This window comes from Ruegeria sp. AJ12 (assembly GCF_056536245.1).
This window is the reverse complement of the sequence record NZ_JBQFJJ010000002.1, coordinates 179,020-193,447: the sequence shown is the minus strand read 5'-3', so window position 1 is coordinate 193,447 and position 14,428 is coordinate 179,020. Positions and strand designations below refer to the sequence as shown.

The window sequence follows — 14,428 nt, the reverse complement described above, 5'->3', positions numbered from 1 at the left end:
CGGATGTCCGCAGCGGACACACAGCGAGTGCCAGCCGGCGGGCGCACAAACCGCTTGTGAAGACGTTCTGACCGTTCATGAAAACTCAAATGCCTAGGGCGCCCAGGCCTCCTATCCCTGTGTTCGTCGGAAGCAAGATTTGCCTCCCCTCCCGCGAATTTTCAGGAGCCGAAAATGAAACGAGCAATCAAAACCAACCCCAGCTTCCTTGCCCTGTGCATTGGCCTCGGCCTGATCGCAGATGTGCTTCCCGTTCAGGCCGAGGAGGCCGAATTCTTCCGTGATATCCGGCCGAACCATTGGGTGTGGAACGGTGCCGATCCGCTGACCACAAATGCCGTTCTCGAGCGTGTTCGCACCGCCGGTGCCGGGTCCGAACACCCGGACCTGACCCGCGCGCAAGGCGGTTCCGTCTGGACCGAGGCGTTTGCTCAGGTGGCCGACCGGCTCAGGGCGCTGGCAGAAGAGCAGGAAGACCTTGGCCTCTTCGGTGCGGCAGCAGACCTCTACATGCGCGCATCCGCCAACTACACGCTGGCCAAGTATCCATTGATCAACCCAAATGAGGCCGAGGCTGCCGCGTTTGACGCCAGTCTTGAAACGTTGCACCGGGCTTATGAATTGCGCGGCTATCGTGTCGAATACGTTTCTGTTCCGTTTCAAAATGGTCAGGCCGATGCCCATATCCTGTATCCGTCGGGTGTCGCACCGGCTGACGGCTGGCCTTTGGTCATCGCGTCCAACGGGATAGATGTAAATCAGGGGGAGTTCTTCACCTTTGCTGAAGATGTAGCGCAAAGAGGTATGGCCTTCCTGATGTACGACATCGCCGGGACAGGCACCAACGCTGAATTTGCGCTTGCACCGAACTATGACGAATTGCCCGTGGCGTTGGCGGAATCTCTTGCAGCAAACAGTACGTTCGATGCGGACCGGATAGCGATACTTGGGATCAGTTTTGGCGGCAATGCGGCGGTGAAGCTGGCGCATACCCGACCCGACCTCTTCGCGGCCTCCGTGAACGTATGCGGCCCACTACACACGGTTTTTCAGGTTCCAGAGGATCAATTGGACAGCGTCGGGCTCATGTATCGCCTTGCGCTTTACGACCGGACCAAGATTGACGGTGGCGATGATCCTGCGGCTTTCCTTGCCCATATGCGCGGCTTTTCACTGATTGACCAGGGTGTCATCATACCTGGTCAGACCGTGACGGACGTCCCAATCCTGTCTGTGAACGCGCGCAATGACTATGTCGCGCCAAAATTCGATATGGAGCTTGCAAACGGTTCTACCGTGGATGGCACGCTGATCTACAGCGGCAGCGACGACCACTGCCCGCAGGACCGCTTCACGGTGATGCCGCAAATCGCCGACTGGTTGGCGCAACATCTGGTGACCCCGGCAAGCTGACCCGCGCCGGGTGGGTGCCCAGACGCGTTTTACCGCCTACGGCCCAGCTTCCCAAATCATCCCACATCGCTCTCTGGATCATCAAAATTTGGTTCGTTCCGAAACGGCCAGGCCAGCAAGGAAACTCCTATGACTTCTCTCGACCTTACTCGCGTGACAGGATCACTGACCGCAATCGCATTTCTTATCTGTCCCGGCACTGCGCAAGCCCAGAGTCTTGGCGACAGCTGGGAAGGCTATTTTGGGCTGGGTGCCAGCAGCGGCCCGACATATTCCGGTTCAGATGAAACCGAGGTTGACCCCGGCCTGGAGGTCGATTTGACATGGAACCAACGCCTCTTTTTGCGCACGGATACCGGTATCGGTTTTTATGCCCTGAATGGTGAGCGGTCTGGTGGGCCTTTGAGTTTCGGGTTCGCGATTGGCTATGATTTCGACGAACGTACCGCCGCTGATGACAACCGTCTGTCTGGCCTTACGGATGTCGAAGCGGGTGCTGCGCTCCGCGCTTTTCTTGAATACGAAATCGGTGTCGCGGACCTTGAGATTCTGGCGTCACGCGGATTGAGCAGCTCCGGTCATGAGGGAACGACCGTCGAAGCAAGTCTGGGTTTCGATGTGCCCATAAGCGAGCGGACGATCATTACGATCGCCCCCTTTGTGACTTGGGCGAACGGTGCCCACACAAACGCGTTCTATGGCGTTTCCTCGGCTGAAGCCGCGGCCTCTGGCTATACACCCTACTCAGCGGGTGCTGGATTGCAGGAAGCGGGTCTTGAAATCGGAGCGGCTCATTTTCTGACCGAGCAATTCGGTCTCTACGGCTTGGTCGAGTACAGCACGCTGCTCGGTGACGCCAAAGACAGCCCGATTACATTTGACGACACGGCCTTCGAACTTGCAGCCGGTGTGATTTGGCGGTTCTGACACGGCACTTTGATGACTGCTCTGGAAAGGAGATCGGTGTGTCTTTTCGCGCTCTGGGTTGCGTCGTAGCTGTGGCATCGGTGGTTCTTCTGCTGCTCTACGGTCACGTGTTCAGGGGATGGTTCGTCCCGAAACTCACCCTGTCCGAGCATACGGAGATGCTGGCTCCATATTTTTCGTTGTCGCGCCCGGACCAATCCAAAGGGTCGGCTGCCCCGACCGCGATCTTCATGCCAGGCTGTCTGGGTCAGCGGCGCCACCATCAACTCTGGTCCGACGCGTTGCTCAAGGCTGGATGGGCGACCATAATTGTCGACAGTTTTACACCCCGCGGGGTCACACAAGTCCAACAGCTTGAACGTGTTTGCGATGGCGCACGCCCGTGGGGGTTCGAGCGCGGAGCCGATGTTGTATCCGCTGTAGAATTCATAACGGCCAACCCATCGCTGGATAACGCCCGCATTGCGTTATTCGGTTGGTCCCATGGAGGCTGGGCCGTCATGGACGCGATGAGCTTTGGTGAGAGCTCAAAACCCACAAATTTGACCTCCCTTCCAAGGGATTGGGCCGACGGTATTGTTGCGACCGTCCTGTTCTATCCTTATTGCGGGTTCGGGACGCGAACTGCGACGCATGGTTGGGCCGTCGATGTCCCTACCCTTTTGTATATCGGGCAGGAGGATTCCAACGTGTCGCCCGATGCGTGCGCGCAGGCCGCAAGGCGCATCTCCCGCGACGGTGGGCGCCTGGAAATGGTCCTGCTGGATGGCGTCACCCATTGGTTCGACAATCCGGGTGATTTTGATATTGCTGCACATCGCTATGAGCCGATCCTCACCAAGGAAATTCGCATGGAAGTACTGGACGATCTTGATACGCTGTCTCCTTAAGCGACCCGCCTAAAGGTGAGTATTGTCAGCCTTCCGAGGTGTAACTTAATCAACCTGCAATAGCGAAAATGCTTCGAAACGTCTCTCAACGGTACTCCAAACTGGTCTCGGCACTGGGTCGTGAAGTGTGGCAATCACCCCCACTCTTCGCACTGGTCTGGGTGCCAACCCTGAGCATATTGATCCTGGCTTTGAACCCTGCGATTACCGCCGATCTCACTTTTCCGGCACGGATCGGCTTTTGGATGCTGCACGTGGCGCTTCTCCTGCCGTTGCTTATGTTCCTGCAAACCGTTGTGGATGACCGGCTGGCCTCCCGGAACATACCTGCCCTGATACAGTTCGCTATTGCTGCCGTTCTGGCGGCCATTGTCTTTGCACCGATATCGATGGTGCTTGATCTGATATTTGAGCCGGCACCGGATCTGGGCGAGGACCCGACGGTTCTGATGCTTCTGGTAGATGAGATACTCGCGCTTCTGGGTCCAATCCTGTGTGTGTGGCTGCTTGTTAACAGTGCACGATTGCAGAACCTCTCAGTACCGATGATGAGCACAACTGGCCACGTTGAGGCGGGTGACACCGAGGCCAGATCTTCTGGTCCACCTTCTTTGACATCTCTTGAAAGTGCCTTCTGGTCCAAAGTGCCAAGGGAACTCGGGCGTGACATCATCTCGCTTTCTGCCGAGCAGCACTACCTGCACGTAACCACGAGCAAGGGCCGAAGCCTTATTCTTTTTCCGATTGGCCGGGCGGCCGAGGCGTTGAGCCATCTGGATGGAATGCTCATCCATCGATCACATTGGGTGGTTCTGTCCCACGCAGACAGGATTACCGGCCCCACGGAAAGTACGGAACTGCTCTTGTCCAATGGAGAACGCTTGCCGATCAGTCGACGCAAGCGGAAGGCCGTCCTGAAAGCTGTTGCGAGGGCTGCGGCAGGAGGCGTTTAAGCCCAATTCAGGGCATGTCCGCGCCAAAACAGATCGTGGATTTGCCCAAACGCCAAATCGGCGCGAACAAGTCGCTCGCAAGAATACATCGCCAGACAATATCACTAAGGCCGCAAATATGACCATGCGGCTACAAAGCAAGACTGGTGCGGGTGGAGGGACTTGAACCCCCACGCCTTGCGGCGCCAGAACCTAAATCTGGTGCGTCTACCAATTTCGCCACACCCGCATCCCGGCACTGTCGCGCCGCAGTGAACCGCTCAATAACAAAGCTTGCAGATGAGTGCGAGAGATAAAATCGGATGAAAAACAAGTTTATTGGGACCTGAACCGCAACAATATCTGACAAACCGGAAGTCGATCGTTTCGGTTTCGTCGAATGGACTGACGCCTCCGGAAACACCTCGCATGCTTTTCTGCTGCAGTTTCGGGATGATCCGAAGACCGCTTCCTGACAATGTGCGCTTTGACTTCGAGGGGCCGGTAATCTGCACGCCACAATTGTTCTCGAAAGCGATACAATCCAGTTTGCCGAGCGCGCGCAGAAAGCGCGCTTACGTTGAGTGAAGACAGCTGTGGCCCATAAGACGTTTTTTGGAGCCGTGCCGACAATTGATGTCTCGGGACGTGGCACCTGACGCCTCACTTGCGCCCGCTGAGCGACCATTGATAACATCAAACCCTAATAACTATCTGATAAATTAAAATAACATTTCACCGAAGTAGAAATGTCAGCCTGGTAGAAACAAGAACTCCATCTGTCTTACTCAGGTTTCTCAGGTGCTATCATTTGGAACTTTGTGCCTGTCAGATTGCTCTATACCCTCACAGGTTGAGACATTCCGGGTTTCTTACGACCACATTCGCGCCACATTTCAAACGCCAAAATATCTTATTCACGTCAAAATAACACCGCCTTGAAGGGTCCTTTTGGTCTTCAGGAGTTAATGAGTCTTTCCGCCACCTTGGCACCCGTACGAGTTTTCCGCTCAACTCCAGTACAAGGTTCTTTGCTGTGACCGATCTGAACAACTCCGCTGCCCCTGAGCAAGATGCAGTCATCTTTGCTCGCGATAGTTTTCTTGGTGAACTCAAAACCCTGAACCGCGACTATCCTGACACTGGCTTTGGTATTTCCCTGCGCACGCATTCCGGTGAACACTATCTGTTGGCCAATGCCCGCATGCCGTTGCCATCCACGAAATCCGACGGTTTTCCAACTGGGCGCCGCGTTGCCTGCCTTGAGAACGGGGATCGTTTTAGCTCGATCGAAGTTCTGGCAGATTCCCATGCCTATGAAGCGATCACGCCCAGGGCCGAGGCGGAAATCCTCGGGAATGCCCTGAATCTGATCGCCCGGATTGACGCGTTGACCAGCATGCCAGCCGGGCGCGTTTCGAACGCGCCCCGGATTGCCGCAACCGGAACCGGAGGCTGACAATGGCCCGAAACGACCACCTTTTGTCCGTCGGCAACGAAGCGCTGGCGCCGATGACGACGGCGATGACATCGCTTACGGCACAGATCGACCAATTGACAGAGGTGGCCGATGCGCGATCCACGGCACGCTTGTCCACGCTCAAGACACGGATGGAGAATTTTACCGCCAGCGTGACGATGGTGGGCCAAGTCAAAGCCGGAAAATCCTCGATCGTGAACATCCTTGCCGGCCGTCCCAGCCTGCTGCCATCGGATGTAAACCCGTGGACGTCCGTCGTAACCACGCTGAACATCAACACCCGCACCCCCGGCGATACGAAGTCCAAGTTCACCTTTTTCGAGCAGGAAGAATGGGACAATCTGATGGTCGGCGGCGGTCGGCTGGGCGAACTGGCCAACCGTGCGGGTGCCGATGACGAGATGGACGATATCCGCCACCAGATCGCCGAAATGAAGGCCAAGTCCGAGGATCGGCTGGGCAAGCATTTCGATTTGATTCTGGGCCAGAGCCATCAATACGACTACTTCGATGAGGAACTGATCCAGCGCTATGTCTGTCTCGGTGACGAGGACGATCCGGACATCAATCCCAAGACAGGCCGGTTTGCCGACGTGACGAAATCGGCCGAGCTGTTCATGGATATTCCGCAATATCCAATCTCGCTGAAACTGTGCGACACACCCGGTGTGAATGATACTTTCATGGTGCGCGAGCAGATCACGCTGCGCAGCCTCCGTGGGTCCGAAGTGTGCATTGTTGTGCTGGCGGCAAGCCAGGCGCTGACCACGATGGACATGGCGCTGATGCGGATCATCGCGCAGTTCGAAAACCGCCAGATCATCCTGTTCGTGAACCGCATCGACGAATTGTCCAATCCGGTCAATCAGGTTCCGGAAATTCGAGATCGGATTCAGGATACGCTGAAGCAGAACGGTATCGACACCAATACGAGCGTTGTCTTTGGTAGCGCATTATGGGCCGAAGCCGCATTGACCGGCAATCCGGATATCCTGACGGAAGAGTCGCGTCAGACCCTGAACACCTTTTACCTCGCAGCCGGATTTGGCGATCAGGCCGCGTCACTCGACAAAATCTGGGCTCTGTCGGGTCTGCCCGACCTGCTGCTGGCAATGAACGAACGGATTGCCGAGGGTGCAGGTGCGCGCCTGCTGGACCGTGTGCGTCACCGGGCCCGCAACATCGCCAGTCAAATTCGCGCAACGGCCGTTGCTAAGAACCTGAATAGCGGCGACGGCGTGGTGCGTGATCTGGACGGGGCGTCGCCGGAAGACGCCATTGCGACCGTATCCGCCGAGTACGAGAAGAAAGTGGCGGAACTGACAACCGTCCTGCGAAACAAGGTTTTGGAGCGGCTGAACTCGGCCGAGGCCAATTTCGTAAAACGCGCGACCGACTCGCTGATCTCACATCTTGAACAGAACGGCGAACAGGGCACATGGCAGTACGACCCTGCCGGGCTGCGCACGTTGCAAAAGGCCGCGTATTTTAGTTTTGCAAGATCCATGCGCAAGGAGGCCGGTGCGCTTTATACCGCTTCTGCCGCGGATGTCGAAGCCTTGTATCACAAATTGCTTGGAAACCATCTGGGCGAATTCAGCATCGAAGCGCCCATCGTGCCGCGTGTCCCGCCCCCGCTGGGTATCGGGCGCACCATCGCCTTGGACCTGCAAAGCACCTGGTGGCGCCGTTGGTGGCAGCGTCGCAAAGGGTTCGAGGCCTACGCCGCGGATTACACGCGTCTGATCACATCCGAGGCGAACTCGATCACCAAAGACATCGAGGAAAACCAGGTCGCGGCTGTTCTGGAAAACGTACGGGCCACCTTGGCCGATTTCATGCGCGAGCAGAAGGAGACACTTCTGAACATCTCGGCGTCGGCGGAAAAGGATGCCGGTCAGAATGCGGCCTTGATGGCCGGATTGCAGCCGCAGAAATCACGCGACGAGATTCTGGGTGACATCCTCAAAGATCTAAGCAACGAAGCAGCATAAGTAGAAAAATGGCAAAAGATTCACAAACCCGCTTCGTCTCTCCACAGGCATGGGAACGCATCGAGCAGTGGTCCCGCCGCAAGCCCGTTTTCGCGCTTATGGGAGAGTTCAGCGCCGGAAAATCGACGTTGATGAACTTTCTCCTGCGCACCCACACTTTGCCAACACAGGTGACGGCCACGCAGCTTCCACCGGTCTGGTTCAGCTGGGGCACGCAGTCAGCCTATGTCAAACGTCACGACGGCAGCACCCAAGATATCGCGCTGGATCAGCTGGAGACAGTTGGTGTCAATGACGCTCAGTTCATCCGCATCTACCTTGAGGCGGATATTCTTGAGGCGGTGGATCTGATCGACACGCCCGGTATTTCCGATCCCAAAATTTCAACGGATGTATGGCGGCGCGCTGTGGGACAGGCGAATGGTGTGCTTTGGTGCACGCACTCGACCCAAGCCTGGAGAGAAACAGAGCGGGCCACCTGGGCCTCTCTGCCGGAACGCCTGCAGCACAATTCGTTGTTGCTGGTCACCCGCGCTGATGCCCTTGGATCGAAAGACCGGCAGAAAGTTTTGCGCCGGGTAAACCGCGAAGCCGGGCATCTGTTCAACCGGTCGATTCTGTTTTCGGCCCGTGACGCAATCGTGGCGCGTGACAAAACCGGTGATGCCGAGCTTTGGTCGCGCAGCGGCGGTGGCAAGATGATCGACAGCTTTCTCGAAATCACCGAACAGATTATGGACAACCGCGCCGACCAACTGGCGCGCTACCAAATCGACAAAAGCCTGTCGAGTGTCGTGGGCGTAGAGCCGTTGCGATCTGCTCTCAAAAGTCGCGAAGCCGTCGTTGAAGAGGAGGCTCGCGCCGCAGCCCCACTCAAACTGGTGAACCCGGTGATCGAAGACACCGGCAGCGACTCTCAGGATACCGGGGTCGTGACCAGCTTTCCGGTGCGCCCGGCCCGGGTCGAACGGCGCCCCGATGAAGCTGAGCGGGCGCGGATCGATGCCGAGGATGCCGAACGCATGCGGGCCGAGATGGTTCCTGCTGCAGAGGTCGCGGCGGAAGCGCAGGACGCAGAGGAAGACGAGTTGCGCGCGTTCTTTCGGGACACGTCAAGCGATCCGCTGGATCTGACCCCCCGGATTGATCCCAAAACAGAAGACGACGATCTTGATCTGCTGGCCGAGGCCGAGTTGGACGACGATACAGACCTGGAAGATCAGTTGCTTGCCGAAGACGACATGGGCGGTTCGGCAGTTGCGACCGAGGAGGACACTTCTGACGATGTGTTGATGACCTCTATCAGCGATAGGTTGGCGGAGACGCCCGCAGCCGAGCCTGAGACGACGGGATCGGATGAGCACCCAAATGACAGGGGGATCGAAGTTTCCGTGTCTTCGATCACGGCCCTGATGGCCGACCAATCGGGAAATGTGGCAAACGAATACGAACCCGAGCCGGAGAGCAATGGGCTTGTCGAAATGCGCGTTTCACCGGAACCCAAGGATGATGGGGACGTGCAAGGACCGATACTGGGAGGCATGCTGGATGTGCCGGCAGAAGACCTGTTGAGCGCATCAGCAATGTGGTCGGAAATCGCAAACGGTGAAGATCTGCCAGAGGATGCGGAAGGTCTAAAGAACGTGTTCAAGGCTTTTCTGGCGGAGTTCGATCAGATTGCTCTTGAACAAAAGTCAAAACAGACCAAAGAAACCCTGCGCTCAATCCCGAAAGCCAGCGAAAACAGCGGGGCGGAGTGGCATGTGTTGTAGCACATTCCGACTTGGTATTGAGATGCATTTGAATTGATAACAAGGATGTAGATGTCGATCCAAGCTTCCCTGACTGCCGCGATGGAAACCATACCCGACTGTATTGCAGCCGGGTATGTTGACATGGAAACGGGGATGTTGCTCGGCACCAGTGTGTCGGATGCCAACAGCGCGGATGAGTTGGAAACTTTTGCGTTTGCGGTTGCAAATTTGTTTCAGGGGCGCGGGGTCAGCGCGTTCGAAGCTTTGTTGCGCCAGTCCGGAACGGAACAGGCGGACAGCCCGGGATTTGGGGAAATCGCGGTGTTCTCCAAAGATCGGCTGAACATCTTTCTGCGGACCCCGGAGTATCCCGATCATGTGGTCTGCTACATCTGCCGCAACAGCGCGAATGTCGGGCTGGCGCTTACGAAATCGCATCTCAGCCTGGGGCCGGTAACGGCCGCGGTGTGAACGGGACCAAAGGGGGTCACAGCATGACGGATACGGACATACTCGACATGCTCGAAGACATCGGGCGGACGTCGGTTGCCCGTCTGTCGCCTGCCGTGACCCTTGCTGGTGAGACGGCATCGGCCCGTCGGGACGCGGTGTTGCGCACCATTCGTGGGACTGTTCTGCCCCGGAGGCTGGAGTTCACCGCCGCAAACGGCGATTGTCTGGCGATTGAGGTCAACAGCTCCCGCATTACCAATGTCTTTCGTGTCCGCACTGGACCGGTTCCCGATTTCGAGACCGAATCCCGCGATGCGCTCACCGACAAACTGGCACAGTTGGTTTCGGACATCGCCAGCGCCCCTGCCCCCTTGGACCTGATCTCGCTGAAACCCGACACGGCGCTCGAAGCAGATGACGTGGGCATCACGTTCAGCGAAGTTGAAAAGGCCTGCGCAGGGATCGACCTGTCCGAGGATCCCATCGTTGCTGTGGTGCCGGACACCGAGGACCCGGCATCAGAAACGGGCGCGGACGACACAGGTGCGTTGGCCGAGACGTTCTTCGAAGATGCCGCGCGCTTTGCCACCGGGCGGGTTTTGTGCCTCGGCTCGGATGGATCGGAACCACGTTTGGACGGGGAATGCGCGCCCTCGGGCACGGCGCACCCGGATCAGGAACTGCTGACCCGCTTTGCCGCCGATCTTGCCGGGTGGGATCGCGATACAGCCGCCCAACTGGATCACCCGCAACTCATCGTCATGCGCCCATCAGGCGGAAAAGGCTCCGGTCTGGCCATTTTGAATGACGGCGAGCAGGTTGCCATCGCAATGCACGAAGCCCGCAAGCTGGGCGCGGTTGTCAATCTGTGGACCTCTTTGGTGGAGGCGGGAGAATGATCGCATCCCGAACCTTCAAGTTTTCAACTAATTCAACGTGTTTTTACAAGTTATCAGGGTAATAAGTTATGAGTGAATCCCATCGCCGCGAGTTAATTCGCATCGCCGAAGACATGAACGAGACAAGCAATGACGAAACCCGTCAGTTCATCTCGCGCATCATTGGCGACCTGTCCAGTCTCAAGCCGTCAATTGCCTTTGTTGGGCAGATCAAAGCGGGGAAATCCCGTCTGATCAATGGGTTCACGGGTCAGGCCGAATACCTGCCGTCTGACGTGAACCCTTGGACCACGGTCATTACGGATATGCATTTCGGTCATCCCAGCGGACGAACCGAAGGTGCCGAGTTTCATTTCTTCGACAACCACCAGTGGCAATCCCTGATTGCCGAAGGCGAAGAGCTGCGTAACATGTTCCCGGATGACGAGGACAGCTATAAGCGCGAGATGATCGAGGAACAGGTCGAGGCGATGAAAACCCGCGCCCGCCGGCGTCTGGGGGACAGCTACGAACACCTGCTGGGCCAGCATCACGACCTTGAAGACCTGACAACCGATGATCTGGCGCGCTATGTCTGTGCCGGCGACGATCCGACCGAAGACGGCAGCCCTGATCCCGGCAGTGATCGCGGACTTTACAGCGACATCACGCGCAAGGCCGAGGTCTATTTCGACGTCGGCCACTTTCCGTTTCCGTTGACCGTCACCGACACGCCGGGCGTCAACGACCCGCTGCTGATCCGCGAGGAGATTTCGCGGCAGTACCTGAAGGAATCAGACTTCTTTGTTGTTGTACTGTCCGCGCACCAGGCTTTGTCGCGGGCCGATCTGAAATTGTTCCGCCTGATGCAGGCCTTGGAACTGGGCCAGATCGTGGTGTTCATCAACCGCGTTGACGAGCTGGGCGGAGGCGCCGAAGATGCCAAAAAGGTTCGCGCGGATGTTTTGGACGGTTTGGAACAGGCGCTTGGAAATTCGGAGGTTGATGTCCTGATGGGCAGCGCCCAATGGGCCCACTACGCGCTGACCGGGGATGAAACAGGGGTCAATCACGACCACGTGCTGGCCTGGCTGAGGGCGCATCCCGAACAGATGAAGCAGTATCTGGACGGTGTTGAAGAGATCAAGCAGGGCGCAGGCCCGATCAGCCGTGAAGCTGTGCTGCGCTTTGCGGCCATGATCGCGTCGGGACTGCCGGACTTGCGCCGACATGTCACCCAGGCCCTGTCCGATGGGCCGCGCAGCGAACACCTGCGCATGGCGTGGCAGCATCTCAACAGTTTCGCGCAGGGTGAACTGGAGCGATCTCAGGCGCATCTGCGTGCGATGGAGGACGAAGAAAATGCAACTGAGACCAGCGCCGACGAGAACGACAAGACACTAAGCGAACTGCGCGCGCTGATTGCTGACAAAACCCAGGACATCACCCGCGATATGGACGACGTCCTGTCCAATCTACGCGGTGTCATGGATGACACCGTGGCCGAAGCCGTTTCGGCCGTGGTGCGCGGTCCGGATGGCCAATCGCCATTGTTGGCCAAAGGGAGTGAGACCGAATTGAACTTCACCCCTTTGCGCGACCGCATGCGAGAACTGGTTCAAGGCGCGACGCAGGTTGTGCGTCAGCGGATGCTGAGCGAGCTCTATACCATCGATATGCAGAGCAATGCCGCCCTGCGCGCCCTGCCAGGCTGGCAGGAACCCAGTGACAATCGCATGAACACAAGCGCGGTGCGCTGGTTCAGGCCGGACACGACGGCTCTGACCCGTGGCATCACGGTCGAGTTGCGGGTGAACTGGCTGTCGCGTTTGATCTCGCGGAAAAGCGTCGTTTCCCGAGCGGAAAAGATGATCGTGCAGGAATTCGAATTGATTGGCGATGATCTGATCGACACCACACGCGAAGACATCATTGAAAGGCTGAACACGGTTCTGGATCATTATCTGGCGTTGCTTGCAGGGCATCTCGAAAACCGGGCCGGAACCGGAGAAACAAACGCGCAGGCCGCTGCGCAAAATGCGTTCGACCGGGCGCGCCGAATCTCGGATGAGCTGGAAACGGCTTTCGGGACGGTGACGGCGGATGAAGGACTGGCAGAGGCTGCGGAATGATCGAATTTCCCGGAACCGAACAGGAAGTGCGTCAGCTTGAGCGCTTTTTGACTGCAACGGAATCCTTGCCGTCCGAGGCGGCACTTGACGCGTTGCGGGACCGGGCGTTGGCCCATGCGGAGCGTCTGTCCAATGCCGTCAACATCGGGTTTGCCGGAGAGTTTGGCGCAGGCAAGTCCAGCCTTGCCAACATGCTGGCGGGTGCGGATATTCTTCCGACCGGGCCGCAGCACCTGAAGCTCCCGCTGGTCATTGTCGCCTATGCCGAAACGCCGGAGACGACGGTTGGGTGGTGGGACAAAGAGCCCAAGACGTATTCCGGCATCGCCTTGGAAAAGGCCGCGGCGGACAATCCGGATTTTATCTCGGTCGGGTTGAACACTCCGGCCCTAAAGGAAATCTCGCTGTTTGATCTGCCAGGATCGGGTGCGCTTGATGATACCTATAAACCAACCCTGGATCTGCTGAAGTTCGTTGACTGCGCCATCTGGTGCACCAACGGGACCAATGCCTGGCGCGAGACCGAGCGCCATTTGTGGGCCAAGGTGCCGCCGGAACTGCGCGCCAACAGCCTGCTTGCGGTCACCCATGCCGACCTGCCGCCGGTGCGAGACGCGCTGGACCGAGTCCTGGCTCGTTTGAACAAGGAAAAAGACGGGATGTTCCAGGCCGTGGTTCCGATCGGAACTCCGGTTGCGGTACGTGCGATGGCGCAGGAGCCAGAGCCCGATTTCGCCCTTTGGGAAACCTGTGGCGGTCAGAAACTGGCCGAGCATGTCCTTGAGGCTGCCTCGACCCGGCGCCAAAGGGATTTGGAGGCGGCCCGCAAAGATCTGGAACAGGATTTCCTGCCATATCTGGAGACTCTTCAAGGCGCCGATCCGGCCCCGAACCCGGTGGACAATCCATCCATTCAGGCGGCCCTTGGGTCCGCGCTTCCGCCACTGACCAACCCGATCCTCGAAGACTGGCTTGCAGCGATTGCCAGCATCTACGAAGACCTGCGCGAGTCGGCGGACATCGAACCCGCCCAGTTCCTGCAGAGCTGCCAGGAAATCGTCGAGGATTTTGCCGAACGGCTGGAACAGGGCGGCGAAATAGACCCGGACGCTGACTGGATTCCCGGTGAGTTTGAAAAGGCCACGGACCTGCTGCTGTTGCTTCAGTTTGAAAGCGGTGAGACCCCGCTGAAGGATGCGATCAGCATATTGGCGCAGCTGAGCGACAATCTGGCCTGGGCCGGCAGCACTGTGGCAGAAGTTCAGTCCAAAACCGGAACCTGACACCTTCCCGCTAAAATTGAGCTGCACTGCAGCGATTCGAAACACCGCAGAATCGGCTCTGTATTGTTTCGAATCCGTGCACCAAATGCCTGGAAACCGGGCCTCAGTTTTCAGTTTCTGTCGGTCGAAAGTCTATATGTGGTAATTCACGTTCATCGCAAACTAGATATGGACATTCCAACAAAACGATCCTTAGTGAAGCCATCAGGCGGCCCCAATAAAGTCAAATTTGAAACGTCTAACCGTTCTCAAGTGTCCTGCGGTTGTGTTTGGTTGTGAGTTCGCGGGTTGT

11 protein-coding genes and 1 tRNA gene are annotated in these 14,428 nt (G+C 57.5%); 11 read left to right on the top strand and 1 reads right to left on the bottom strand.

Translation table 11 applies throughout. The features are described 5' to 3' along the window. Window positions 1-174 precede the first annotated feature (174 nt). The 4 genes from ACR3E0_RS21110 to ACR3E0_RS21095 all read left to right on the top strand — a co-directional run bounded on the left by ACR3E0_RS21110 (window position 175) and on the right by ACR3E0_RS21095 (window position 4,183). Entirely contained in the window at window positions 175-1,413 is a 1,239-nt protein-coding gene (locus tag ACR3E0_RS21110; protein ID WP_480481428.1) for an alpha/beta hydrolase, read from the top strand. Window positions 1,414-1,542: 129 nt separating this feature from the next. Then, a complete protein-coding gene (locus tag ACR3E0_RS21105) occupies window positions 1,543-2,340 on the top strand; it encodes a MipA/OmpV family protein (RefSeq protein ID WP_480481426.1) in 798 nt (265 codons plus the stop codon). Between the two features lie 38 nt (window positions 2,341-2,378). Then, window positions 2,379-3,230, top strand: a complete 852-nt coding sequence (locus ACR3E0_RS21100; protein ID WP_480481424.1) for a dienelactone hydrolase family protein — start codon at window positions 2,379-2,381, stop codon at window positions 3,228-3,230. A 68-nt stretch (window positions 3,231-3,298) separates the two neighbouring features. After that, window positions 3,299-4,183, top strand: a complete 885-nt coding sequence (locus ACR3E0_RS21095; protein ID WP_480481422.1) for a LytTR family DNA-binding domain-containing protein — start codon at window positions 3,299-3,301, stop codon at window positions 4,181-4,183. 144 nt (window positions 4,184-4,327) lie between these two features. Here the strand turns inward: ACR3E0_RS21095 and ACR3E0_RS21090 are convergent. Then, window positions 4,328-4,412: transfer RNA gene (locus ACR3E0_RS21090), tRNA-Leu, on the bottom strand. 786 nt (window positions 4,413-5,198) lie between these two features. Between ACR3E0_RS21090 and ACR3E0_RS21085 the strand changes: the two genes are divergently transcribed. The 7 genes from ACR3E0_RS21085 (at window position 5,199) to ACR3E0_RS21055 (ending at window position 14,136) form a co-directional block, all read left to right on the top strand. After that, complete coding sequence (locus tag ACR3E0_RS21085; RefSeq protein ID WP_480481420.1) at window positions 5,199-5,621, top strand: hypothetical protein; 423 nt, start codon at window positions 5,199-5,201, stop codon at window positions 5,619-5,621. 2 nt (window positions 5,622-5,623) lie between these two features. Beyond that, on the top strand, window positions 5,624-7,636 hold the full coding sequence (locus ACR3E0_RS21080) for a dynamin family protein (RefSeq protein WP_480481418.1): 2,013 nt from the start codon (window positions 5,624-5,626) through the stop codon (window positions 7,634-7,636). Between the two features lie 8 nt (window positions 7,637-7,644). After that, window positions 7,645-9,408, top strand: a complete 1,764-nt coding sequence (locus tag ACR3E0_RS21075; protein WP_480481416.1) for a dynamin family protein — start codon at window positions 7,645-7,647, stop codon at window positions 9,406-9,408. Window positions 9,409-9,459: 51 nt separating this feature from the next. Further along, window positions 9,460-9,861 (top strand): hypothetical protein, encoded by a 402-nt coding sequence (locus tag ACR3E0_RS21070; protein ID WP_480481414.1) that lies wholly within the window; start codon window positions 9,460-9,462, stop codon window positions 9,859-9,861. 23 nt (window positions 9,862-9,884) lie between these two features. Beyond that, window positions 9,885-10,742: a hypothetical protein gene (locus ACR3E0_RS21065; protein WP_480481412.1), complete on the top strand. Its 858-nt coding sequence runs from the start codon at window positions 9,885-9,887 to the stop codon at window positions 10,740-10,742. 68 nt (window positions 10,743-10,810) lie between these two features. Next, on the top strand, window positions 10,811-12,853 hold the full coding sequence (locus ACR3E0_RS21060; protein ID WP_480481410.1) for a dynamin family protein: 2,043 nt from the start codon (window positions 10,811-10,813) through the stop codon (window positions 12,851-12,853). After that, window positions 12,850-14,136, top strand: a complete 1,287-nt coding sequence (locus ACR3E0_RS21055; RefSeq protein ID WP_480481408.1) for a dynamin family protein — start codon at window positions 12,850-12,852, stop codon at window positions 14,134-14,136. The genes ACR3E0_RS21060 and ACR3E0_RS21055 overlap by 4 nt, the downstream gene beginning before the upstream one ends. Window positions 14,137-14,428 lie beyond the last annotated feature (292 nt).

Coding starts and splice junctions, on each gene's coding strand:
- ACR3E0_RS21110 (WP_480481428.1), top strand. CDS start 175: ATGAAACGAGCAATCAAAACCAACCCCAGCTTCCTTGCCCTGTGCATT.
- ACR3E0_RS21105 (WP_480481426.1), top strand. CDS start 1,543: ATGACTTCTCTCGACCTTACTCGCGTGACAGGATCACTGACCGCAATC.
- ACR3E0_RS21095 (WP_480481422.1), top strand. CDS start 3,299: ATGCTTCGAAACGTCTCTCAACGGTACTCCAAACTGGTCTCGGCACTG.
- ACR3E0_RS21080 (WP_480481418.1), top strand. CDS start 5,624: ATGGCCCGAAACGACCACCTTTTGTCCGTCGGCAACGAAGCGCTGGCG.
- ACR3E0_RS21075 (WP_480481416.1), top strand. CDS start 7,645: ATGGCAAAAGATTCACAAACCCGCTTCGTCTCTCCACAGGCATGGGAA.
- ACR3E0_RS21070 (WP_480481414.1), top strand. CDS start 9,460: ATGTCGATCCAAGCTTCCCTGACTGCCGCGATGGAAACCATACCCGAC.
- ACR3E0_RS21065 (WP_480481412.1), top strand. CDS start 9,885: ATGACGGATACGGACATACTCGACATGCTCGAAGACATCGGGCGGACG.
- ACR3E0_RS21060 (WP_480481410.1), top strand. CDS start 10,811: ATGAGTGAATCCCATCGCCGCGAGTTAATTCGCATCGCCGAAGACATG.
- ACR3E0_RS21055 (WP_480481408.1), top strand. CDS start 12,850: ATGATCGAATTTCCCGGAACCGAACAGGAAGTGCGTCAGCTTGAGCGC.